At 63.0% G+C, this 23,941-nt stretch carries 18 protein-coding genes and 1 pseudogene; 4 read left to right on the top strand and 15 right to left on the bottom strand.

The annotated features are described in order from the left end of the window. Nucleotides 1–24: 24 nt before the first annotated feature. Nucleotides 25–1,458 (bottom strand): glyceraldehyde-3-phosphate dehydrogenase, encoded by a 1,434-nt coding sequence (locus LG30_RS0119805; RefSeq protein ID WP_033132415.1) that lies wholly within the window; start codon nucleotides 1,456–1,458, stop codon nucleotides 25–27. Between the two features lie 272 nt (nucleotides 1,459–1,730). On the opposite strand from LG30_RS0119805, the gene LG30_RS0119800 reads away from it, so the two are divergent. Next, complete coding sequence (locus tag LG30_RS0119800) at nucleotides 1,731–2,285, top strand: NUDIX domain-containing protein (protein ID WP_033132414.1); 555 nt, start codon at nucleotides 1,731–1,733, stop codon at nucleotides 2,283–2,285. Between the two features lie 62 nt (nucleotides 2,286–2,347). On the opposite strand, the gene sppA is transcribed toward LG30_RS0119800, so the two are convergent. Then, on the bottom strand, nucleotides 2,348–4,192 hold the full coding sequence (sppA, locus tag LG30_RS0119795; RefSeq protein WP_033132413.1) for a signal peptide peptidase SppA: 1,845 nt from the start codon (nucleotides 4,190–4,192) through the stop codon (nucleotides 2,348–2,350). A gap of 328 nt (nucleotides 4,193–4,520) precedes the next feature. Here sppA and LG30_RS0119790 point away from each other — a divergent pair, with 328 nt between their 5' ends. Together LG30_RS0119790 and LG30_RS0119785 are read left to right on the top strand one after the other, a co-directional pair. Beyond that, entirely contained in the window at nucleotides 4,521–6,548 is a 2,028-nt protein-coding gene (locus tag LG30_RS0119790; protein WP_033132412.1) for an oxidoreductase, read from the top strand. Nucleotides 6,549–6,700: 152 nt separating this feature from the next. Then, on the top strand, nucleotides 6,701–7,249 hold the full coding sequence (locus LG30_RS0119785; protein ID WP_033132411.1) for an NAD(P)H nitroreductase: 549 nt from the start codon (nucleotides 6,701–6,703) through the stop codon (nucleotides 7,247–7,249). 413 nt (nucleotides 7,250–7,662) lie between these two features. On the opposite strand, the gene LG30_RS0119780 is transcribed toward LG30_RS0119785, so the two are convergent. From LG30_RS0119780 to LG30_RS0119770, 3 genes are all read right to left on the bottom strand, one after another. Further along, entirely contained in the window at nucleotides 7,663–8,226 is a 564-nt protein-coding gene (locus tag LG30_RS0119780) for a sugar O-acetyltransferase (RefSeq protein ID WP_033132410.1), read from the bottom strand. Nucleotides 8,227–8,508: 282 nt separating this feature from the next. Further along, nucleotides 8,509–9,387 (bottom strand): 50S ribosomal protein L11 methyltransferase, encoded by an 879-nt coding sequence (prmA, locus tag LG30_RS0119775; protein WP_033132409.1) that lies wholly within the window; start codon nucleotides 9,385–9,387, stop codon nucleotides 8,509–8,511. Between the two features lie 500 nt (nucleotides 9,388–9,887). Next, the gene (locus LG30_RS0119770) at nucleotides 9,888–10,904 is read right to left on the bottom strand and encodes a zinc-binding alcohol dehydrogenase family protein (protein ID WP_033132408.1); all 1,017 of its coding nucleotides are present in this window, start codon (nucleotides 10,902–10,904) and stop codon (nucleotides 9,888–9,890) included. A 100-nt stretch (nucleotides 10,905–11,004) separates the two neighbouring features. On the opposite strand from LG30_RS0119770, the gene LG30_RS0119765 reads away from it, so the two are divergent. Then, complete coding sequence (locus LG30_RS0119765) at nucleotides 11,005–11,877, top strand: LysR family transcriptional regulator (protein ID WP_033132407.1); 873 nt, start codon at nucleotides 11,005–11,007, stop codon at nucleotides 11,875–11,877. A 4-nt stretch (nucleotides 11,878–11,881) separates the two neighbouring features. Here the strand turns inward: LG30_RS0119765 and LG30_RS0119760 are convergent, their stop codons facing one another. From LG30_RS0119760 to torA, 10 genes and pseudogenes are all read right to left on the bottom strand, one after another. After that, nucleotides 11,882–13,300 carry a PTS transporter subunit EIIC gene (locus tag LG30_RS0119760; RefSeq protein ID WP_033132406.1) on the bottom strand — a complete coding sequence of 473 codons (1,419 nt, stop codon included), beginning with the start codon at nucleotides 13,298–13,300 and terminating at the stop codon, nucleotides 11,882–11,884. A gap of 88 nt (nucleotides 13,301–13,388) precedes the next feature. Continuing rightward, nucleotides 13,389–14,855 (bottom strand): sodium/pantothenate symporter, encoded by a 1,467-nt coding sequence (panF, locus tag LG30_RS0119755; protein WP_033132405.1) that lies wholly within the window; start codon nucleotides 14,853–14,855, stop codon nucleotides 13,389–13,391. 94 nt (nucleotides 14,856–14,949) lie between these two features. Continuing rightward, a pseudogene (locus tag LG30_RS0119750) lies at nucleotides 14,950–15,177 on the bottom strand (DUF997 family protein); the annotation flags it as partial. A gap of 116 nt (nucleotides 15,178–15,293) precedes the next feature. Beyond that, entirely contained in the window at nucleotides 15,294–16,634 is a 1,341-nt protein-coding gene (accC, locus tag LG30_RS0119745; protein ID WP_033132404.1) for an acetyl-CoA carboxylase biotin carboxylase subunit, read from the bottom strand. Between the two features lie 15 nt (nucleotides 16,635–16,649). Then, nucleotides 16,650–17,114, bottom strand: a complete 465-nt coding sequence (accB, locus tag LG30_RS0119740; protein ID WP_033132403.1) for an acetyl-CoA carboxylase biotin carboxyl carrier protein — start codon at nucleotides 17,112–17,114, stop codon at nucleotides 16,650–16,652. A 36-nt stretch (nucleotides 17,115–17,150) separates the two neighbouring features. Beyond that, nucleotides 17,151–17,600 (bottom strand): type II 3-dehydroquinate dehydratase, encoded by a 450-nt coding sequence (gene aroQ / locus LG30_RS0119735; protein ID WP_033132428.1) that lies wholly within the window; start codon nucleotides 17,598–17,600, stop codon nucleotides 17,151–17,153. A gap of 263 nt (nucleotides 17,601–17,863) precedes the next feature. Continuing rightward, nucleotides 17,864–19,810, bottom strand: coding sequence for an acetate--CoA ligase (gene acs / locus LG30_RS0119730; RefSeq protein WP_033132402.1), 1,947 nt, complete (start codon nucleotides 19,808–19,810; stop codon nucleotides 17,864–17,866). 263 nt (nucleotides 19,811–20,073) lie between these two features. Continuing rightward, nucleotides 20,074–20,442: a hypothetical protein gene (locus tag LG30_RS0119725; protein WP_033132401.1), complete on the bottom strand. Its 369-nt coding sequence runs from the start codon at nucleotides 20,440–20,442 to the stop codon at nucleotides 20,074–20,076. A gap of 224 nt (nucleotides 20,443–20,666) precedes the next feature. After that, entirely contained in the window at nucleotides 20,667–21,335 is a 669-nt protein-coding gene (gene torD, locus LG30_RS0119720) for a molecular chaperone TorD (RefSeq protein WP_033132400.1), read from the bottom strand. Nucleotides 21,336–21,433: 98 nt separating this feature from the next. Beyond that, nucleotides 21,434–23,926 (bottom strand): trimethylamine-N-oxide reductase TorA, encoded by a 2,493-nt coding sequence (torA, locus tag LG30_RS0119715; RefSeq protein ID WP_033132399.1) that lies wholly within the window; start codon nucleotides 23,924–23,926, stop codon nucleotides 21,434–21,436. Nucleotides 23,927–23,941: the final 15 nt, after the last annotated feature.

Below are 23,941 nucleotides of genomic sequence, written 5' to 3'. Positions count from 1 at the left end.
TGAAAACGTTGAGCCATGAGGGGATCAGGCGGGCAGATCCTGGCGGACTACGCCGGCCATCTGCTCCATCACCCGCACTACCTGACAACTGTACCCGAATTCGTTGTCATACCACACGTACAGCACGCAGTGATCCCCCTCGGCGATGGTGGCCTGGGAGTCCACTATGCCCGCGAAGCGGGAGCCCACCATGTCGGAGGAAACCAGCTCTGTGCTGGCGCTGAAATCGATTTGACGGTGCAGGGCCGAGCTCAGCGACATCTGCTGCAGATAGGCGTTGAGGCTGTCTCTGTCGGTGGCCTGCTCCAGGGACAGATTGATGATGGCCAGGGACACATTGGGGGTTGGCACCCGGATGGCGTTGCCGGTCAGCTTACCCTTGAGCTCGGGCAGCGCCTTGGCCACCGCCTTGGCGGCGCCTGTGCTGGTCATCACCATGTTGAGGGCGGCGCTGCGACCGCGGCGCTCACCCTGGTGATAGTTGTCGATCAGGTTCTGATCGTTGGTGTAGGAGTGCACCGTCTCCACGTGACCGTGGCGGATGCCGTACCTGTCCTGCATCACCTTGAGCACGGGGGTGATGGCGTTGGTGGTGCAGGAGGCGGCAGAGATGATCTTGTCATCGGGACCTATCACCTCGTGGTTGACCCCGAACACCACGTTCTTCATCTCCCCCTTGCCGGGGGCGGTCAGCAGCACCCGGGCGGCGCCGCGCGCCTTGAGGTGCTCGGAAAGACCCGCCTCATCGCGCCAGACCCCGGTGTTGTCGACGATCAGCGCATTGTCGATGCCATAGGCGGTGTAGTCGATGTCGGCCGGGCTGTTTGCATAGATCACCTGGATGAAGGTGCCATTGGCGATGATGGCGCTGCGTTCCACATCCACCTCGATGGAGCCGTTGAAGGGGCCGTGCACCGAGTCGCGGCGCAGCAGGCTGGCGCGCTTCTCCAGATCCCCCTCGCGGCCGCCGCGCACAACGATGGCACGCAGGCGCAGGGAGTTGGCGGCGCCGGTGCGCTCGATCAGTAGGCGCGCCAGCAGGCGGCCGATGCGGCCGAAGCCGTACAGCACCACATCGGTGGGAGCAGGCACGGCGCCCTGGTTCAGGGCTGGCGCCAGCTTGGCGCTCAGGTAGTCCTCGATGCCCGCCTCGTCCTGATGGGCCTGCCAGTAGCCGACGGTCAGCTTGCCGAGATCCACTTCGGCGGCGGTCGGGTTCAGCGCGACTATGGCGCACAGCAGGGGGAAGCTTTGCTGGATGGGGAGCGGGGCGCCCTGGTGGCGGCGAACGACCCTGTGGGCCTTGAGGATGTCGATGGTGGAGGCGTTTTGCAGGGGGCGTCCGAAGAGGGTGATCTCTATCCCTTGCTGGCGGTAGAGGCGGCCGATCAAGGGTTGCATGGCTTCGGCGAGCGCCTGGCTCTCCTGCCACGCCTGCAAGTAGTGCTCGTGGGTCATTAACCAGATCCTTTATTTCACGTTGTTGGGCAAATTGCTGGAAAAATAGAAATTCGTCGAAAGCAGATCAGTGTAGGGCTGTATATTTCGTTATATTATTCTGCGATCGCGGCCTTATATGGCGCGCGCATTGTAATGGATATGTAGCCGATTTGCTAGTTGATGGTGGCCATGGCGGGCGAGGCTTGTTACCAGGCCGACGGGCACCATGACCAGGCTTTCACGGCGACCACCCTCATCATTCAACCCACGCGCGGGGCATACCTATCCTGATGATCCCTGTTCAGCCAGATACCCAATGGGCCCACCCCTTCGATATTCGCCTCCTCCACGGTCAGGTGATGTGCGACGGGCGGGTGCTCGAGCGCATCACAGTCAGGGCCGTGGTGCTGCGCGGTGACGAGTTGCTGATGGTGCATTCCCGCGTCAACGGGGATCTCATGTTCCCGGGCGGTGGCATAGAGGCGGGGGAGTGTCACGGCAAGGCGCTGGCCCGAGAGCTGCGGGAGGAGTGCGGTGCCGAGCTGCTGGCGGTGGGGGCCCTGCTTGGCGAGACGCGGGAGTTTCGCGCCGCCCGGGAGGCGGCCTACGACGCCTACTGCATTCACTCCTTCTACTACCTCTGCCAGCTGGGCGAGGCCTGGAGCGAGCCGCGGCCCCAGCCCTATGAGATACGGCTCGGCTTCACCCCCGGCTGGTTTGCACTGGACGAGGCGCTGCAGACCAACAAGACCCAGCTGGCCGGTCCTTGCCCGCAGTGGACGGTGCGCGAGACCCGGGTGCTGGCCGAGCTGCAACACTGGTTTGATGCCGGGTTGCTGGCCTGAGCCAGGAGCCGCCCCAATAAAAAAACCGCCGGATGGCGGTTTTTTTATTCTCCAGTGTCCTGTCAAGGGAGGCAGACCGGGCAGAAGGCGTAGGTGCCTTGCGGGTCGTTGAAGCGGATCAGCGGATCCAGCCCCTTGTTCACCTCGACCAGCGCCTTGCCAACGCCTGCGGGCAGCCAGCTCTGCAGATGGGGAGCCAGCGCGCGGGCGCTGCTGTCGAACAACTCGCGCAGGAACTTGTCCCTTGCCGACTCTTCCTGCTCGATGGGGGTGACCTGCCAGCTCTTGAGGTTGGCGAGATCGGCGGCTGCCTGAAGGGCGTCGTCCAGATTGCCGAACTCGTCAACCAGTCCCAGCGCCTTGGCGTCCTGGCCCGTCCAGACCCGGCCTTCGGCGGCTTTCTCCGCCTCTTCCGGGCTCAGGCCGCGGCCCTTGCTCACCAGACCGACGAAGCGCTGATAAGTGTCTTCCACGCTGAGCTGAATAGCCTGACCGACGTGCTCGGGCAGGGCCCGGGTCAGGCCGACCCCGACGAAGTCCGTGGTGCCGACCCCATCGGTATGGACCCCGTACTGGGACAGCGCCTTGTCGATGGTAGCGAACATGCCGAACACCCCGATGGAGCCGGTGAGGGTGGTGGGGGAGGCGAAGATCTTGTCCGCATCGGCGGAGATCCAGTAACCCCCGGAGGCGGCGTAGCTGCCCATGGAGATGACCACCGGCTTGCCCGCCTGTTTCAGGGCCAGCAACTCGGCGCGGATCTGCTCGGCGGCGAAGGCGCTGCCACCCGGGCTGTCGACCCGCAGCACCAGGGCCTTGACCTGGTCGTCGCGGCGAGCCTCGGCCAGCAGATCGGCGAGGCTGTCACCGCCTATAGTGCCAGCCGGCTGGATGCCGTCCATGATGGCACCACTGGCGACGATGAGGCCCACCTCATCCTTGCCGTTCTGGGGATATTGCTCGGGAATGGCGGCCAGATACTCCTTCAGGCCCACCCCTTTCCAGCCGTTATCCTTGTCTTCTCCGACCTCCTTGATGACCGCCTGGGTCATCTCGTCGCGGGTGGCCAGCTCGTCCACCAGGCCGTTGTCGAGGGCGTAGCTGGCGGCATTGCCACCGGCCTTGCGCAGCAGCTCGAGGAAGCGATCCTTGGTCGGTGCGACGGCATCGGGCTCGATTTCCCGCTCTTCGGCCACGTCATTCACATAGGACTGCCACAGCTGATCCAGCCAGCGCTGGTTCGCCTCCTTGCTCTCCGGCGACATCTCATCCCGGGTATAGGGCTCGACGAAGGACTTGTAGGTGCCGACCTTGAACACGTGGGGGGTGACGTTGAGTTTCTCCAGCGCCGACTTGAAGTAGGTCTGGTAGACACCGAGCCCCTCGATCAGCACGGCGCCGCTCTGGTTGAGCAGCACGTGATCGGCGTGGGCGGCGAGCAGATAGGGGCCTTGCGCGTAGTAGTCGGCCATGGCGATGACCGGCTTGCCGCTCTCCTTGAACTGGTCGATGGCGGCCGCCACCTCCTGCAGCTTGGAGAGGCTGGTGCCTTGCAGCCCCTGGGGCTTGAGCACCAGCGCCTTGATGCGATCGTCATCCTTGGCGCTCTTGATGGCCCACAGCAGATCGGACATCAGGATCTCGCTCGGCTGATCGTCGCTGCTGTCCACCTGCCGCAGCAGTTGCACGCCGGGATCGGTTTGGGTGCGCTGTTCCACCAGTGCGCCGGAGAGGTTGAGGGTGAGGGCCCCTTCGATGGGGGTGCTTGGCGCCTCTTTCTGGCCGAAGGTGAAGACGATGGCCAGCACTATGATGAGAAACAGCAGATTGACCAGCATCAGCCGGGTGAAGTTGAGCAGACGCCAGAGGCTGCGAAACAGCCACCCCAGACCTTTGAAAATAGACATAGCCGCGTTATCGCCCTGTTAATGGGTAGAGAAACGCCATTATTAACCAGATGGAGTGTCAATTGCCATTTCCGCCTGGGTTCGATCGCCAGTGCGATCCGCTACCCTCTCTTCGGAACACGGCTGTTCGCCGAAAAAATGTCCAAACATTTGTTTGAAAAAGAAATTTCGATTCTTTACTCTAGCCTCAGTTTGATAACAAAAAATTAACTGGAGGCCCTGTGAGCCGCTACCCGACGTTGCCGATCCCCCTTGAGCCAGCTTGTGCCCCCTCGCGTCGCAGCGTGCTCGCGATCCCCTGCGCCCCTGTCTTGCAAGGAGCCGCATCATGAGCCGCTACCCAACCCTGCTGACCCCCCTCGATCTCGGTTTTACCCAGCTAAAGAACCGCGTGCTGATGGGCTCCATGCATACCGGTCTCGAAGAGGAGAAGGGGGGCTTCGACAAGCTGGCCGCCTTCTATGCCGAGCGCGCCCGGGGCGGCGTCGGCCTCATCGTCACCGGCGGCATCGCCCCGAACCTGCGCGGGCGTCTGGTGCCTCACGGCTCGCAGCTTAGCTTCCCCTGGCAGGTCGCCAAGCACAAGAAGGTGACCGGTGCCGTGCATCAGGAGGGGGGCAAGATAGCGCTGCAGATCCTTCACGCCGGCCGCTACGCCTATCATCCGTTCAGCCTGGCGCCGAGCGCCCTCAAGGCTCCCATCTCCCCGTTCAAGCCGCGCGCCATGAGCGAGCGCCAGATCCGCGGCACCATCCGCGACTTCGCCACCACGGCCGCGCTGGCCAAGGCCGCCGGCTATGACGGGGTCGAGGTGATGGGCTCGGAAGGCTATCTCATCAACCAGTTCATCTGCGAGCGCACCAACCAGCGCACCGATGGCTGGGGCGGCAGTGCCGACAATCGGATGCGCTTCCCGCTCGAGATAGTGCGCGCCATCCGTGAGCGGGTCGGCACCGATTTCATCATCATCTTCCGTCTCTCCATGCTGGATCTGGTGGAGAAGGGATCCTCTCTGGAGGAGGTCATCGCTCTTGGCAAGGCGCTGGAGCTGGCCGGCGTCAGTCTCATCAACACCGGCATCGGCTGGCACGAGGCGCGCATCCCCACCATAGCCACCAGCGTGCCGCGCGGCGCCTTCAGCTGGGTCACGGCCGAGCTGAAAAAACACCTCACCGTGCCGCTCATCACCACCAACCGCATCAATACCCCCGAGGTGGCCGAGCGCATATTGGCACAGGGGGAAGCGGATATGGTCTCCATGGCGCGGCCCTTCCTGGCCGACCCCGAGTTCGTCATCAAGGCGGCCGAGGACAGGGCGGACGAGATCAACACCTGCATCGCCTGCAACCAGGCCTGCCTCGATCACGTGTTCAAGCAAAAACGCGCCTCCTGTTTGGTCAACCCCCGCGCCTGCTTCGAGACCGAGCTCACCTTCGGCCGGGTGCCCCAGCCCAAGAAGCTGGCGGTGGTGGGGGCCGGCCCGGCGGGTCTGGCATTCGCCTGCTACGCCGCCGAGCGCGGCCATCAGGTGAGCCTGTTCGATCAGGCGCCGACCATAGGCGGCCAGTTCAACTTCGCCAAGCAGATCCCGGGCAAGGAGGAGTTCCACGAGACCCTGCGCTACTTCGCCAGACGGCTGGAGAAGTGTGGCGTCGAGCTCTACCTCGGCCAGCGCCAGAGCGCCGAGAGCCTGCTCGGCGGCGGCTTCGACGAGGTGATCCTCGCCACCGGTATCCGCCCGCGTACCCCCAATATTCCGGGCATCGAGCATCCCAAGGTGTTGAACTACCTCGATGTGCTGCGGGATCACAAGCCGGTGGGCCAGAAGGTGGCGGTGATCGGCGCCGGTGGCATCGGTTTCGACGTGGCGGAGTATCTGGTGGACAAGACAGTAGAGGGCGATGCCGATCAGCACCGTGACCACTGGCTCAAGGAGTGGGGCATCGACAAGCACCTCGGCGAGCGCGGCGGCCTGATCAAGCCCGAGATAGACGCCCCCGAGCGCCAGATCTGGCTGCTGCAACGCAAGGAGAGCAAGGTGGGGGACGGGCTGGGCAAGACCACCGGCTGGATCCACCGCACCGTGCTCAAGAACCGCAAGGTGCAGATGCTCAGCGGTGTGCAATACCTGCGCATCGACGACGAAGGGCTGCACATCATGGTGGGAGAGACCCAGCAATGTTTGCCGGTGGATCAGGTGATCATCTGCGCCGGCCAGGAGCCCCTGCGGGAGCTGCAAGCCGGGCTGCAGGCGGCGGGCAAGCCGGTGCACATCATCGGCGGCGCCGACGTGGCCGCCGAGCTGGACGCGAAACGGGCCATCCGCCAGGGGGCAGAGCTGGCTGCTGTCATTTGACCAAAAATGCAACGGATATAGCGATAAACCCCTGCCAGCCAGGGGTTTATTCTTTCTAACCGGCTCAGCCGGGGCGCCTTTGCGACGTCTCCTGGCTGTGCTAGGGTAGCGCCTCATAGCCCCGCTTTCTTGCCTCATACACGGAGTCGCCCATGGATGCCCTCAACCTGTTACTGAACCGCCACTCCTGTGGCCGCCTGACCACCCCGGCCCCGAGCGGCGAGGTGCTCGACAACATCCTCAAGGCGGGGCTGCGGGCACCGGATCACGGCACCCTGACGCCCTGGCAGTTCATCCTGTTTGAGGGGGAGGGACGGGAGCGCCTTGGGGATTTGCTGGCCGAGGCGGCCCGTGCCCGTGGCGAAGACGAGGAGAGCATCGAGAAGAGCCGTGCCGCGCCGCTGCGGGCTCCGCTGCTGGTGGCCGTGGCGACCCGCTATCAGGCCCACTTCAAGGTGCCCAAGCTGGAGCAGGAGCTCTCCGCCGGTTGCGCCCTGATGGCGATGCAGATGGCGGCCCAGGCCCAGGGCTTCAACGGCATCTGGCGCTCCGGCTGGTTTATCTTCGACGAGCATATCAACGCCGGGCTGGGGCTGGCCGAGGAGGATCAGCTGGTGGGCTTCCTCTACCTGGGCACCCCCATGCTGGAGGCGCGCAAGTTGCGTGAATTGCCCCTGAACGAATTTATCCGGCGCTTCTAAAATACCCGATTTATGACAAAAAGCCCTGATTTATCAGGGCTTTTTGTCTTTGGTGATATTCTCATCAGGCTGTACTGAAAAATGCGAACTTGCCAAGGGGGAGAAAGGGGCTGGTGGGGAATTTTTTGAATAGTGAGAGGCTGTTCTCAATCCTGGTCGATTACGCTACGTAAAACGTTTGCGCCCCGTTATTATTCCTTTGCCAGTTTAGAAGGTGACCCCTTCTAATATTCTGCGATGAGAGTCGCAATTCCGTAGCACCTTTTTACAGCCCAACGTCTTGATGACATTGGGCTTTATTTTTATGGACGTTTTTTGACCTGTGTCCCTGGCATCCGGCAGCCCCTTTTTACAGTCCAATGTGGCTCATGACATTGGGCTTTATTTTTATGGGCGGCTTTTGGCCTGTTCATCTAGGTCACTGGCGTTGTTGCCTTGGCGGGCAGGATGCGGGCCGGATTGCCCACCACCCGGGCGCCGGCCGGTACGTCCTTGGTCACGACCGAGCCTGCGCCGACGATGGCGTCCCGCCCTATGGTGACGCCGGGCAGCAGGATGGCGCCGCCCCCTATCCAGACCCTGTCCTCTATGGTGACCGGCAGCGCCGTCTCCACCCCTTGGATGCGTGCGTCGGCCTCCAGGGCGTGGGCGGCGGTATAGATCTGCACGTTCGGCCCTATCATGACGTTGGCCCCGATGCGGATCGGCGCGTTATCCAGGAAGGTCGCCCCCATGTTGACGTAGGTGCCGGTGCCTAGGCTGACATGGCGACCATAGGTGCAGTAGAACGGCGGGCAGATGAAGGCCCCTTCCGCCAGCTCGCCCACCAGCGCTTGCAGCAGGATCTGCTGTTCTTCCTCCTCATCGGCCTTGTTGAAACGGCGATAGAGGCGGGCCGTCTCCCGGCGTATCTCATCCAGTTCGGGGGCCATGCAGTTGTAGGGCTGGCTGCTGATCATCTTCTGATAGTTGCTCATGGTGATCTCTATGGTCGTGGTCGTGGTGGTTGGTGGATGCGCCCTCGCAGGCCCATCGGGGGGAGAGCCATTTTACCCCCAGACGGCAGCAAGAAGAGTGAAGCTGCGCCCAGTGCTGGCATGTCGGTGAAGGAGATAGGGGACGGTTCGGAAAGGAGTGAAAAACAGTGTGAGAAACAACAAGGGCACCCTGGGGTGCCCTTGTTGTTCGATATGGCGCTTGGCCGCGCTGATGACCAGTCGTGTTTACGACCGCTGTGCCGGCAACTGCCGTGCCGATGATCAGCCGTGTTTGCGACCTGACAGGCGGCACCACTCCTCTTTGACGGCAGTCGGGTCCATGTCGAACCACTGACCATAGATGGTCTCCAGCTCGGGGGCCTGGCTCTCCAGCACGCCGGACAGGGCCATCAGGCTGCCGGGCTTGCCGTGGCCGGCGATGAGCGGCGCCAGCTCCCGCAGCGGGCCGGCCAGGATGTTGGCCACAACGACGTCCGCCTCCACTCCTTGAGGCTGATCCGCCGGCAGGTAGAGCTCGATCTGGCCGGCGACGCCGTTGCGCTCGGCGTTGTCATGGCTGGCCTGGATGGCTTGGGGATCGATGTCGATGCCGATGACCCGGGCCGCGCCCAGTTTCAGGGCGGCGATGCCGAGGATGCCGGAGCCGCAACCGAAGTCGACCACCGTCTTGCCGGCCAGATCCAGCCCGTCCAGCCACTGCAGGCAGAGCGCCGTGGTGGGGTGGGTGCCGGTGCCGAACGCCAGGCCCGGATCCAGCATGACGTTGACCGCGTCCGGGTTGGGCACATCGCGCCAGCTCGGGCAGATCCAGAGCCGTTCGCCGAACTGCATGGGGTGGAAGTGATCCATCCACTCGCGCACCCAGTCCTTGTCTTCCAGCTGCTCGACCTTGTAGCCCACGTCTTCGCCGAAGATCTGCTGGAAGAAGGCGATGGTGGGCGCCGGATCGGTTTCGGCGTCGAACAGCCCCATCACCTCGGTCTCGCCCCAGAGCGGCGTCTCACCGGGCAGGGGCTCGTAGACGGGCACATCCTGGGCATCCATAAAGGTCACGGCCTGGGCTCCACGCCCCAGCAGCATGTTGCTCACCTTGTCCGCGGTCTTGGCGGTGGCGTTGATTCGAATTTGTATCCAGGGCATGGGGTCGACTCTTCATAAATGTGAAACCGCGGGAGTCTATCATCATGGGCCTGTGCTGTCGTGGTTTGCCCATGGCACAGGTCGGAGGAAGGTGATTCTGCCAAGTTGGCACGATTCATGTATTTCTCCTTGGGTGACGGGAAGCAACCTGTTCCCGCTGAATGCTTTGCTCTATGAAAGTTCCGTCATCTTTTCAGCCACCTTAGGGTGGCTTTTTTTATGGGCGAGAAAAAATAGTGGGGTGCGTGGAGAATTTTTAGGGGAAAAGCGGAGTCTGGCACGCAAGCTGCAAAAGCAACTCTGTCCTGCATAAGGATATGTGTGTGATTGTTATCCCAACGTTCAGGTATTCAGGGCCATCCCGGCGGGATGGCCTCTTTTTATCGGTTTTCCGGGATGATGCCGGCTGATGGCCACTTATTCCCGATGACGCTGTGCACTCTTGGGGCCTGCCGCTGGTGAGTTCACCCCATGATGGTGCATTTTTTACCCCTAAGGTATTAGTCCGCAAAGCCACTCATGTCGATCACCAGCTTGCCGACCATGTTGCCGGCCTCTACCTCGCGATGGGCCTGCGCCAGGCTCATCGGTGTCAGCGCGGGGAGCGTCCTGGTGAGCGTGGTCTTGAGCGTGCCGTCATCCAGCAGCGCGGCGACCCGGCCGAGCAGATGGTGCTGCTCTATCATGTCCGGGGTCTGGAACAGGGAGCGGGTGAACATGAACTCCTGGCTGAAGGTGGCGCTCTTGGGCTTAAGCAGGCCGAGATCCCAGGGCTCGTTGGACTCGGCGATGGTGCAGATGTGGCCGAACGGACGAATGAGGTTCGCCATGGCGCTCCAGTGCTGCTCGGTGGCGTTGGTGCAGAAGATGGCGTCGAGCTGGCTGATGCCAAGCCCCGCCAGCTCCGCCTGCAGGTTGTGATGACTCACCACCTGGTGGGCGCCCATGGCCAGGCACCAGTCACGGGTCTCCGGCCGTGAGGCGGTGGCGATCACCTCCATCCTGGTGAGTTGGCGAGCCAGCTGGATGGCGATGGAGCCGACGCCGCCGGCGCCGCCGATGATGAGCAGTCGGCCCTCGCTCTCAGGGTGAAGGCCGATGCGATCGAACAGCGCCTCCCAGGCGGTGATGGCGGTGAGGGGCAGGGCGGCGGCCTCGAGATCGCTTAAGTTGGTGGGGGCCAGGGCGGTGATGCGTTCGTCCACCAGCTGCAGGGCGCTGTTGCTGCCGGGACGGCTGATGTCACCGGCATACCAGACTCTGTCGCCGGCCTTGAACAGGGTCACCTCGCTGCCCACGGCGACGACCTCCCCCACCGCATCCCACCCCAACACGCGGGGGCTCGGCTCCACCTTGGCCTTGGGGGCGCGCACCTTGGTGTCGACCGGGTTGATGGAGGTGGCATTGACCCGCACCAGCAGATCCCGCGGGCCCGGGGTCGGGGTGGGGATCTCGGCCTCGATGAAGCAGTGGGGGTGATCGCTGGGCAGATAATGGGTGAGGGCGATGGCTTTCATGGCAATTCCTTTCAAATCGGGATGAGTGGGATTGCCAGAGAGTCTAGTCTGGTTAATTATTCCGATTAAGATGGGTAATTGGTAAAGACTGTTTGCATATATGAACAATGTCGAACTGGAGTTGATGGGGCTGTTCGCCACCGTAGTGGAGCAGGGCAGCTTCACCGGGGCTGCCGAGGTGCTCGGCATGCCCAAGTCCTCGGTGAGCCAAAAGATCTCGCGCCTCGAATCCCAGCTGGGGGTGCGCCTGTTGCAGCGCACCACCCGCCGGCTCAGCCTGACCCCGCAGGGGGAGCTCTATGTGGAGCATTGTCGGGGGTTGCTGACCCTGGCCCGCAGCGCCAACCTGGCCATGGCCAGGCTGCGCACAGCCCCGGCCGGCCGGGTGAGGGTCACCGCCCCCGAGGCCACCGGCACCCTGCTGCTCGGCAAGATCTTGGCTGAGTTTCGTGCCCTCTATCCCGAGGTGGTGCTGGAGCTGACCCTGAGTGACGAGCAGCTGGATCTGGTGGGGGAGGGTTACGATCTGGCGCTGCGGGCGGCGCCGCTGAAAGACTCCAGCCTCATCTGCCGGCGCATCGGCCAGGTGGCGCGCCATCTGGTGGCGGCGCCGGATTATCTGGGCCGGCATGGCGAGCCTCAGCAACTGAGCGAGCTGGGACGGCACGCCTGTCTGGTACATTCGGCGCTGCCGGTGTGGCCACTGCAGGAGGGGGGCTGGCGCCCACGGGGAGCCTGCATCAGCAACAGCCTGCTGGCGCTGCGGGAGCTGGCCCTCAACGGTGGCGGCATAGCGCTGTTGCCGGATCATGTCTGTCAGGAGGATCTGATCGGGGGGGGGCTGCAGAAGGTGCTGCCGAACCACCCCATACCGCCCAATCCGTTTTACCTCATCTACCCGAGCCGGGAGCACCTGGCCCCCGCCCTGCGTTCGCTGATGGACTTTGTCGCCGACCGCCTGCCCTTCGCCTGAGTCGTCAGAAGCTGAGGGTGGCCTTGTTGGGCTCGAAGCCGAGCGGGACCGACTGGCGATCGGCCAGCATGCGCAGCTGCCCCTCGACCAAGCCGGCATTGGGGCCCAGCACCAGCACCAGCTGATGCTCGTTCAGGGCTATCCAGGAGAGGCAACCCAGGCTCGTCAGACGAAGTTGATCCACCAGCGCCATGTCACGCACCCGCAGGCTGAGGCGGGTCAGGCAGACGCTCATTGCCTGCAGATTGTCCATGCCCCCCAGCACCTTGAGGTACTGGATCGCCAGCATCTGCGGATCGGTGGGGGCCACGCTCGCCAGCCGTGGCAGCACCTCGGCGAGGGGCCTGCTCGGCAGGCTGAGGGGCGCGTGTTCCAGCAGTTGGGAGAACAGCAGGGCGTAGGCGACGAAGAACAGGATGCCGAGGGGGATGAGCCAGAAGCTGTGCTCGCCGGTGGAGTAGCTCAGCACCAGATCCAGCAGCCCGGCGGAGAAGTAGGTGCCCACCTTGATCCCCAGCCCGCTGCAGATGGCGAGCGACAGCCCGGTCAGCAGGGCGTGGGCCAGAAACAGCCAGGGGGCGGTGAAGGCAAACAGGAACTCGATGGGTTCGGTGATCCCCACCAGCGCCGAGGTGAGGGCCAAGGTGAGCAGCAGGCCCCCTTGTGGCAGTCGGTGCATGCGCTGACGATGGAGCCAGATGGCGAAGCAGGCCCCCGGCAGACCGAACATGATGACGGGATAGAGTCCCGCCACATAGCCTTCGTGCAGCGGCTGGGCGGCGGCCAGCGCCTGCAGGTTGCTCTCGCCCAGGCCGACGAGGCTGCCCAGCACCTGGTGCAAACCGAGAGGGATCAGCAGTCGGTTCAGTACGCCGTAGCAGAAGGCGCCGAAGGGGGTGGTGAGCAGGTCGGAGGCGATCAGGCTGATGCCCTGCTCCAGCAGTGGCCAGATCAGCGCCAGCGGGATGACCAGCAGCATGCAGGCCAGGGCCGAGAGCAGCAGGGCGGGGATCTCTTCCGGCAGCGCCCTCAGCCAGCCGGGGAGGGACAGGCTGCGCGCCCAGGAGCAGACCAGCGCCGTGGTCAGCCCCGCCAGCAGACCGCAGATCATGTCCGCATGCAGGCCGGGACAGAGGGTGCCCAGCGCCGAGCTCAGCAACAGAAAGTTGACCGCCCCGGCCAGGGCCTGTGCCCCTTGTCCCTGCCGGCTCAGCCCGAAGGCGATGGCCACCGCGTAGATGAGCGGCATCTGGCTGAACAGGGCCTGCCCGGCGAGGGAGAGCACCGCCAGATCCAGCACATCCGGCTGGCCGAGCCGATAGAGCAGGGCGGCCAGCGGCAGGATGGAGACCGGCAGCAGCAGGGCATAGCCGAGCCGTTGCAGGGACTGGGTCAGGATCTTTCTGGCGTTCTGAACGGGCATGATCGCGGAACTTTTTGTGACGTGGCGCACAGTTTAACCGCAAGGCACCCATTTTGGGATAGGGAAGATCCCTTTATTGCGCTCTTTATTATTTCTGATCAAATAATCGGCGAACGGCCTGATCCGGAGGCGGGGTCAGCAGGCTCACCAGCACGAAGGCCACCAGCCCCAGCCCCAGGCTCGGCACTATGGCGTGCAGGCCGGCCAGCTGGATCCCCCACTGACTCAGGACCCCGTAGCAGACAATGCCCGAGACCATGCTGGCCAGTGCCCCGGGGCCGTTGGCCCGCGACCAGTAGAGGCCGAGTACCAGCGGCCAGAGGAACACTGCCTGCAGGCCCCCGAAGGCGAGCAAGTTGAGCCAGATGATCATCTCGGGGGGCTGCAACGCCGCCAGCAGCACCAGGGTGCCCAGGATCAGGGTGCAGAGCAGGGAGAGGCGCGGCACCCGCACCTCCAGCTTCTCCTGCTGCTCCTGTTTAGGACTGAGATAGTTGAGGTAGAGATCCTTCACCAGGGTCGCCGAGGCCTGGATCAGCTGGGAGTCGATGGTGGACATGATGGCCGCCATGGGCGCCGCCAGGAAGACCCCCGCCAGCCAGGGTGGTAGCACCTCCATCATCAGGGACGGCATGATCTTGTCCGGGCTGTCCATGCCGGGCAGGATGGCGCGCCCCAGGGCGCCGGCCAAATGCATGCCGAACATCAGCAGGGCGCTGACCACGGTGCCGATGAGGATGCCTCTGTGCAACGCCTTGCTGTCCCGGTAGCCGAAGCAGCGCAGGGCCGAGTGGGGCAGCCCCACCACCCCGACACAGACCAGGATCCAGAAGCTCAGCATGAAGGGCTGGGTCAGCATGTCGCCGGCCCCCTGCGGGCTGACCAGCTTGGGGTCGATCACCTTGAGCTGATGGATGAGGTTCGGCAGGCCGTCGCCGGCCACCAGGATCCCGGCCAGCAGGGCGCCGGTACCGATCAGCATGATGATCCCCTGCAGCGCATCGGTCATGACCACGGCGCGAAAGCCGCCGATGACGGTATAAAGTAGTACGCAGCTGGCAAATAGCAGCAGGCCCTGCTGATAACTGAGGCCAGTGGCGGTCTCTAGCAGGCGGGCCCCGCCGATGAACTGCACCACCATGGTCGCGATGAAGGCGAGGATGATGGTCACGGATCCCAGCACCACCACCCACTTGCTGCGATAGCGGGCCCACAGCATGTCGTTGATGGTCACCGCGTTGACCCGGCGGGCGATGATGGCGAACTTCTTGCCAAGCACCCCCAGGGTGAGCCAGACGGTGGGCAGCTGGATCATCGCCAGCAGCACCCAGCCGAGGCCAATCTTGTAGGCTGCGCCCGGCCCACCGATGAAGGAGGAGGCCGAGGTGTAGGTGGCCACCAGCGTCATGGCCAGCACCAGGCCACCCATGCTGCGGTTGCCGATGAAGTACTCCTGCACGAAGTCCCCGTTGCTGCGATGGCGGCTGGCCCAGAAGCCGACCCCCAGCACCAGCACCAGGTAGACGATAAGCGGTAGCATCAACTCAAGATTCATGGCGGCGAGACTCCTCGCTATGGGATGAGGACTCGTGGAAAGCGTGAACAGATCCCTGGGTGCCGTTGGCCTGAATTGGCTCGACGAAGGGCTCCTCGGTATCGAGGGGGATGTCGACAAAGAGGCGATCCACCATGAGCGCGCAGAGGCCGATAAACAGCAGTGGCATCAGGATGCAGCTGAGCAGGAACCAGAGCGGCATGTCCCAGAGTTCCAGCTCTTCCGGGATGAAATAAGCGGTGCCATACCAGGCAACGAAATAGAGCAGGGTCAGCAGCAGGCAGAGGGCTGCTTCCCGACGGGCGAGTGCGAAACGGTTCACCTTGGCCTCCAACCATTTTTGAGGGGCGCAAGGATAACAAAAAAGGGCCATGTCGCCATGGCCCTTTTTCAATTGCAGATCCTGTCTGGACCCGAGATTCTCTTGCTGAGAGCCTCTTACAGACCCAACTTCTTGTGCAGATAGTGGATGTTGGTGCCACCGTGCTGGAAGTTTTCGTCCTTCATGATCTCTTTTTGCAGGGCGATGTTGGTCTTGATCCCTTCTACCACCAGCTCGTCGAGGGAGTGACGCATGCGGGCGATGGCGATGTCGCGGTTCTCACCGTAACAGATCAGCTTGCCGATCATGGAGTCGTAGTATGGCGGCACTTTATAGCCGGCATAGATGTGGGACTCCCAACGCACCCCCAGACCACCCGGCGCATGGAAGCGCTGGATGAGGCCGGGAGAGGGCATGAAGGTGGCCGGATCCTCGGCATTGATCCGGCATTCGATGGCATGGCCACGGATGCGGATGTCCTGCTGGGTGATCGACAGGGGCTGGCCGGCGGCGATGCGCAGCTGCTCCTTGATCAGATCCACACCAGTGACCATCTCGGTGACCGGGTGCTCGACCTGGATCCGGGTGTTCATCTCGATGAAGTAGAACTCGCCGTTCTCGTACAGGAACTCGAAGGTGCCCGCACCGCGGTAGCCGATCTCGAGACAGGCACGCACGCAGCGCTCACCGATGAACTTGCGCATCTCTTCGGTGATGCCGGGTGCCGGCGCTTCTTCTACGACCTTCTGGTGGCGACGCTGCATGGAGCAGTCCCGCTCACCCAGATAGAGGGCGGTACCCTGACCGTCTGCCAGCACCTGGATCTCGATGTGGCGCGGGTTCTCGAGGTACTTCTCCATGTAGACCATGTCGTTCTTGAAGAACTGGCCTGCTTCGGATTTGGTCAGGGCGATGGCGGCGGCCAGCTCGGCCTCGTTGCGCACCACGCGCATGCCACGACCACCACCGCCACCGGCGGCCTTGATGATCACGGGGTAGCCGATCCGCTTGGCGATGGTGGCGTTGCGCTTGGCATCGCTGTCCACCGGACCGTCGGAGCCGGGCACGCAGGGTACGCCTGCCTTCTTCATCGCCTCGATGGCGGAGACCTTGTCACCCATCAGGCGAATGGTCTCGGCGCGCGGGCCTATGAAGATGAAGCCGGATTTCTCGACCACTTCGGCAAAGTCGGCGTTCTCGGAGAGGAAGCCGTAACCCGGGTGGATGGCGACGGCACCCGTCACCTCGGCGGCGGCGATGATGGCCGGCACGTTGAGGTAGGACTCACCGCTGGCGGGTTTGCCGATGCAGATGGTTTCGTCGGCCAGGAGCACATGCTTGAGCTCCCGATCGGCGGTGGAGTGAACGGCCACTGTCTTGATCCCGAGCTCTTTGCAGGCGCGCAGGATCCGCAGGGCAATTTCACCTCGGTTGGCGATGACTACTTTGTCCAACATGGGTGGCGTTTTCCCTTATTCGATGATGAACAGCGGCTCGTCGAATTCGACGGCCTGACCATTTTCAACCAGGATCGCTTTGATCACACCGGCCTTGTCAGACTCGATTTGGTTCATCATTTTCATGGCTTCGACGATGCACAGGGTATCGCCGACATTGACGTGCTGACCGACTTCCACGAAGGCCTTGGCTTCCGGGCTGGAGGAGCGGTAGAAGGAGCCGACCATGGGGGAGCGCATCAGATGGCCGCTCGGAGTGGTGTCGGCAGCCGCAGGGGCGGCGGCAGGGGCAGCACCGGCAACCGGGGCGGCAACCTGCTGAACCGGAGCCTGCTGCATCATCATCTGCGGTGCAACGCTAACCTGGCCGGAGAAATTGCGGCTGATGCGAACGGACTCTTCCCCTTCGGAGATTTCCAGCTCGGCGATGCCGGACTCTTCAACCAGTTCAATCAGCTTCTTGATTTTGCGGATATCCATTAGCATTCTCTTTCTTCTTTATCTGATCAGTGATTATCAAGCCGCGCGCAATTGATGCACGGCTGCGGTTAAAGCGAATTGGTAGCCATCGGCACCCAGCCCGCAGATCACCCCCTTGGCGACATCAGACAGATAGGAGTGATGGCGGAAGGGTTCCCTGGCATGGACGTTTGACAGGTGAACCTCGATGAAGGGGATGGCCACACCCAGCAGTGCATCGCGCAGGGCGACGCTGGTATGGGTGAAGGCTGCCGGGTTGATGATGATAAAATCCACCTGGCCCATGGCCTGATGAATACGGCCGACCAACTCATGTTCGGCGTTGGATTGCAGGTGTTCCAGGGTGGCGCCAAGTTCGCCGGCACTTTGCTGCAGATCGGCGACGATCTCATCGAGTGTCTTGCTGCCGTAGATTCCCGGCTCCCGCTTGCCCAGCAGATTCAGGTTGGGACCGTTGAGCAGGAGAATTCGGTGATGTTGCGACATATTGAGTGCATCCTCGATGATAATGCTGCTATCTATCAGCAATCTGTGGACTACCAGAAATCTAGCCATTTTCTGCGCAATTCGGTGTGCCCTGGCACACAGATTTCGCAATTATATTGATTTCGTGAAAATTAGCAGCATTTTACTGGTCTAATCTCTACATCTGGTCGTTTATTGAGCTTTTTAGGCCGGTAGCTGAAACGCGGACGGCGAAGACGACAAAGCCGGCGCAAGGCCGGCTTTGTGGGGCGTCGGGACGGGGATCAAGCCGCCTCTGACTTCTCGCGGATGAGCTTGTCCACGACGCCCGGATCCGCCAGGGTGGAGATATCCCCCAGGCTGTCGGTCTCGCCGGTGGCAATCTTGCGCAAGATCCGGCGCATGATCTTGCCGGAGCGGGTCTTGGGCAGCCCCTCGGCCCAGTGGATCACGTCCGGGGTGGCGATGGCGCCTATCTCCTTGCGCACCCACTCCTTCACCTCTTTGTGCAGCTCGCGGCTCGGTTCTTCCCCGGCGATCAGGGTGACATAGGCGTAAATGCCCTGACCCTTGATCTCGTGGGGCACGCCCACCACCGCCGCCTCGGCGATCTTGGGATGGGCGACCAGGGCCGATTCGATCTCGGCGGTGCCCATGCGATGGCCGGAGACGTTCAGTACATCATCGACTCGGCCGGTGATCCAGTAGTCACCGTCCTGGTCGCGACGAGCACCGTCGCCGGTGAAGTAGCGGCCCGGGAAGGTGGAGAAGTAGGTCTGCTCGAAGCGCTCGTGATCGCCGAACACGGTGCGCATCTGGCCCGGCCAGGAGTCGGTGATCACCAGGTTGCCCTCGGTGGCGCCCTCCAGCGGCTCGCCCAGATTGTCCACCAGCGCCGGCTGCACCCCGAAGAAGGGACGGGTAGCCGAACCCGGTTTCAGTGCGGTGACGCCGGGCAGGGGGCTGATGAGGATGCCGCCGGTCTCGGTCTGCCACCAGGTGTCGACGATGGGGCAGCGTTCGTCACCTATGGTGCGGTAGTACCACTCCCAGGCTTCCGGGTTGATGGGTTCACCCACGGATCCCATGATGCGCAGGCTTTGGCGAGAGGTGCCTTCGATGGCGTCGCGGCCCTTGGCCATCAGGGCGCGGATCGCGGTCGGCGCCGTGTAGAGGATGCTGACCTGGTGTTTGTCCACCACCTGGCTCATGCGGTTGGTGGCCGGGTAGTTCGGCACCCCTTCGAACATGAGTGTGGTAGCACCGTTGGCGAGCGGCCCGTAGACCAGATAGGAGTGGCCGGTGACCCAACCCACGTCGGCGGTACACCAGTAGATGTCCTCCTCGTGGTAGTCGAACACGTACTTGAAGGTGAGGGCGGCGTAGACCAGGTAGCCGCCGGTGGTGTGCAACACGCCTTTGGGCTTGCCGGTGGAGCCGGAGGTGTAGAGCACGAACAGCGGATCCTCGGCGCCCATGGCCTCGGCCGGGCAATCCGGACTGGCGGCGGCGACGGCGTCGTGCCACCAGATATCGCGATGGTTGTGCCAGGCTACCTGACCACCGGTGCGCTTGAGCACTATCACCTTGCTGACCCGGGTCTCCGGGTTGGTGAGCGCTTCGTCCACGTTCTTCTTGAGGGGGATGGGGCGACCGCCGCGCAGCCCTTCATCGGCGGTGATGACGACCGAGGAGCCCGAGTCTATGATGCGCCCGGCCAGGGCTTCCGGTGAGAAACCACCGAAGACGATGCTGTGCACGGCACCGATGCGGGTACAGGCCAGCATGGCAACGGCGGCTTCCGGCACCATGGGCATGTAGAGGCAGACCATGTCGCCGCGTTTGACCCCTTGCGCCTTGAGCACGTTGGCAAACTTGCACACCTCGGTATGCAGCTCGCGATAGGTCAGCTTGCGATCCTCGGCGGGGTTGTCCCCTTCCCAGATGATGGCGACCTTGTCACCGCGCTCGTGCAGATGGCGATCCAGACAGTTGGCCGAGACGTTGAGCAGGCCGTCCTCATACCATTTGATGGAGACGTGGCCCGGATCGTAGGAGGTGTTCTTGACCTTGGTGTAGGGCTTCATCCAGTCGAGGATCTTGCCCTGCTCACCCCAGAAGGCGTCCGGATCCTGTACCGATGCCTGGTACATGGCCTCATAACCTTCCTTGTCCAGCAGGGCGCCGCTGCCGATGTGGGCCTTGACCGGGTAGACCTTGTGCTCGCTCATCTCTCACTCCTGTGAATACATTTCTGTCATGTTTGAGTAACAACTTATACCTTTGGTGCCCGAGGGCAATTAGACTTTTGGATAGCGACGAAGGGAATGATGGCAGCAGATGGGGGCAAGGTCGCTGACAAGTGAGAGGGAGCCATAGGCTCCCTTTTTCGCGCCATGGCGGCGGCTCAATTGCGGTCGTTGTCATCTGGACGTGACACTGAACCATAAGTGGGAGCTAGCCAGAGAGTGGCGCGAGATCGGGATGAAGGGGGTCAGCCTTTCTGGCGACCGAAGGCCTGCAGGCCGCGCACCAGTACCAGCATGGCCAGCACGAGAAAAGGCAGGGCGAAGGCCATCAGCAGCAGCCAGTGGGCATCGCTGCCGCTGCTGTGGATGAAATCTATCCATGCCACCAGCAAGGCCAGCATGCCGGCTATCTGGAAGCGGCGGCGCAGCACCACCTCCACCACGAGGTTGGCGAGGTAGAGAGTCAGCAAGATGCCGGCGAAACCGGTGAGCTGAGCTGCACCGTAGAGTTCCCTGTCCGGGTTGAACAACAGGGCCGCCAGGGGGAGCAGGCCCTGTTCCATCGGAATAAAGGTGAGCAGCCAGCAGACGATCAACAGCAAGGCTGTCTTCATGGCATCGACAGCCGGCAGATGATGAGCAACAAGGCTGTCTTCATGGCATCGACAGCCGGTAGTTGATGAGCAACAAGGCTGTCTTCATGGCATCGACAGCCGGTAGTTGATGAGCAACAAGGCTGTCTTCATGGCATCGACAGCCGACAAGTGATGAGCTGCAAGGCTGTTTTCATGGCATCGACAGCTGGCGGTTGATAAACAGCAGGGCCGTTTTCATCGGATCAGTCGGCGGCTTGCGCCGGTTTGACCAGGCTGAGGTAGTTGGCATCCATGTGCAGGAAGACCCCCAGCAGACGGGCGCTGGCGCCGTAGAAACCGAACTTGTCGGCCTGGCGGCACGCCTGCTCGAAGCGCTCGAACCAACCCAGCAGATGCTGGTGCAGCAATTCTTCCTGCTCCTGCAGCCATTGCGCCCGCTCATCCGCGGTGGTGGCCTCGGCGGCGCGGATGATGAGATTGCCCATCAGATCCAGCTCGATGGCCAGGTGATCGGCGGGCTCCTTGAACTTGTCGCTCACATCGATGCCAAGGCGCTTGAGACGTTCCTGCATCTCGGCCATGGGGGCCTGCATCAGCAGCTTGGCCTCCCCGCGATAGAGGGATTCGTAAGGCAGGGCGCCCTGCTTGGGATCGACCAGGAACAGGCCGGCGAAATCGGCAGCCAGCTCCAGTTGGCGATCCGGACGCACCAGCAGGCGAGCGATGGCGTCGTTGAGCTCGGCTACTGCCTCACGCATGGGATCCAGCGTGGAGAGACTTTTCAGGAAGCTGCGCACATCGTAGCTGTCATACTCGGCGATCTGCGCATCGCTGAGTTCGGTGGCAAACAGGGTGGAAAACCACCAGTAAAGTTCGGCCCTGCGTTCGCTGGTAGCCATAAATTCCTGCATTTTTCCTCCGTGGATGACAATCGGGAGCCTGGATGGCCCCCGATTCTAACGACTTTAAAAATAAAGGAAACTCAAGGGGCTGTTTTGGCCAGCCCCGCTCACAGTGCCGGGAACATGGGGTCGATGCCGACCGCCGATCCCGGCGTGCCAAAGGCGGTGACCGCCGGTACCTGGCCCTGGAATCTCTCGATCTCCACCAGGGTGGTGTGGGCCGTGGTGGCCTGGGCCAGACTGGAGGAGCCGATGTCCGCGGTCAGCACATTGGGGTCACCATAGGTGCAGAGGGTACCCACCTTGCCCCCTTCCAGCGGACCGTACCAGGCCCCCTCCTGGATCCGTACCACGCCGGGGGCATAGTCATCAGAGATCACCAGCCCCGCCAGCACCTGACCGCGACCGTTGAACACCCGCACTAGCTCCCCGTCCTTGAGGCCCCGCGCCTTGGCATCCTGGGGGCTCATGTAGACGGGCTCACGCCCCTGCACCGTGTAGGTGGCGCGGTAAGCATCCGAGGAGCAGAGCTGGCTGTGCAGCCGCTTGTCCGGGTGGCAGGACTGCAGGTGCAGCGGGTACTGCTGGCTGCCCGGGCCGCCGTGGGAGCGCTCGAATGGTTCGATCCAGACCGGATGGCCGGGGCAATCCGCATAGCCGTAGTTCGCGATGGTCTGGGAGAAGATCTCGATGAGGCCGGACGGGGTGCCCAGCGGCTCCAGATCCGGCTCCTGACGGAACGACTCGTGGCGCACCCAGGGCTGGCCGGCGGGGAAGGTGACGAAGCCCTCACCCTGCCAGAACTGGCTGAAGCGGGGCAGACGGATGCCGATGCCACGGCCCTGCAGGCGGGCGTCGTCATAGATGCTCTGGATCCACTCCAGCTTGCTCTTGCCACCGGTGAACTCGGCCTCGCGGTCGAAGCGGCGGCAGAGGTCGGCGAAGATGTCGTAGTCATCGCGCGCCTCGAACAGCGGCTCCACCACCTTGCGCATGGCCAGGATGCCGGCGTTGGAGTGGGAGCCCCACTGCTCTATATCGTCTCTCTCATAGGTCGTCGTGGCCGGCAGCACTATGTCCGCGAAGCGGCAGCTCGCGGTCCACTGGTGATCCACGCTCACCACGGTTTCCAGCTTGCGCCAGGCCGCCACCATCTTGTTGCGATCCTGCTGATGGTGGAAGGGGTTGTTGCCGCAGAACACCGCCATCTTCATCTCTGGATAGATGATGGTCTGGCCGTTGAAGGCGATGGTCTTGCCTGGATTGAGGATACAGTCGACGAAGCGGGCCACCGGGATGAACTTGGAGTAGCCCTTCCAGTCGCCGTCATGAATGGGTTTGACGCCGGGGATGACGGAGCTGAAACCGGACATGATGGGGCCGCTGGAGGTGATGGTGCCGGCGCCATTGTAGTGCCAGCCAAAGCCATAGCCGCCGCCGGGCAGGCCGATCTGGCCCAGCATGGAGGCCAGCACTACCAGCATCCAGGCGTATTGCTCGCCGTGGTGCATGCGTTGCACGCACCAGCCGCCGATGAGTTGGGTACGGCCGCTGGCCATGGTACGGGCCAGCTCGCGAATGGTATCGGCGGGCACGCCACACAGCCTGGCCGCCCAGTCGGCGTCCTTCACCTGACCGTCGCTCTCGCCGAGCAGGTAGGGCAGGAACTTGTCAAAGCCGGTGGTGTAGTTCTTCAGGAACTTGGCGTCGTGCAGCTGCTCGCTGTAGAGGGTGTGGGCGATGGCCAGCATCAGGGGCACGTCGGTCTGCGGGTTCAGGGTGACCTGCTCGCAGCCCAGGTATTTCTGGGTCTTGGACTTGACCGGATCGACGCTGATGACCCGGATCTCCCCCTTGGCCACCTTCTCTTTGAGCTGTGCCCAGTAGTCATAGACGCTGTGATCCGGCACCAGCCAGCCCACCTGCAGGTTCTTGATGGGATCGGAGCCCCAGATGACGATGGTCTTGCTGTGCTCCAGCAGCAGCGGCCAGGAGGTCTGCTGCTCGTACACCTCCATGGCCCCCGCCACGTGGGGCAGGATCACCTGGGCGGCGCCGGTGGAGTAGTCACCGGCCTTGGCGAGATAAGTGCCATGCAGGTTCATGGCGCGGCCCAGCATGGCGCCGGCGGAGTGCAGCTTGCCCACCGACTGCCAGCCGGAGTGACCCGCGTAGAGGGCGCTCGGGCCATGGGTCTTCTGCACCCGCTCCAGCTCGTGATAGAAGAAGTCCAGGGCCTGGGACCAGCTCACCCGCACGAAGCGGTTCTGGCCGCGCTCGCTGGTGTCGGACTGGTGCCCCTTGCGCAGCCAGTCCAGGCGCACCATGGGGTAGCGGATGCGGGAGGGGTTGTAGACCACCTCGGCCAGCCCCTTGAGCATCTCGGTCGGGTGCTTGTCGTGCTCGAACGGCAGGGTCTCGACCCAGCGGCCGTCCACCACCCGGGCGCGGAAGGCGCCCCAGTGGGAGCCCGATTGCACCAGCTTGTTGCCGGACTCGGCGGCCATGACGGCGCGGCCGAGCAGGGAGGGGCCGATCAGAGCAGAGGCACCGCTGGCCAGCAGGCCACCCAGGAAACCACGGCGGGAAATGTTGATCATGATGTTATTCCTCTT

It is taken from the genome of Aeromonas aquatica, from assembly GCF_000764655.1.
Classification (GTDB): domain Bacteria; phylum Pseudomonadota; class Gammaproteobacteria; order Enterobacterales; family Aeromonadaceae; genus Aeromonas; species Aeromonas aquatica.
Note: the sequence above shows the minus strand (reverse complement) of the source record. Positions and strands in the feature narration are given on the sequence as shown.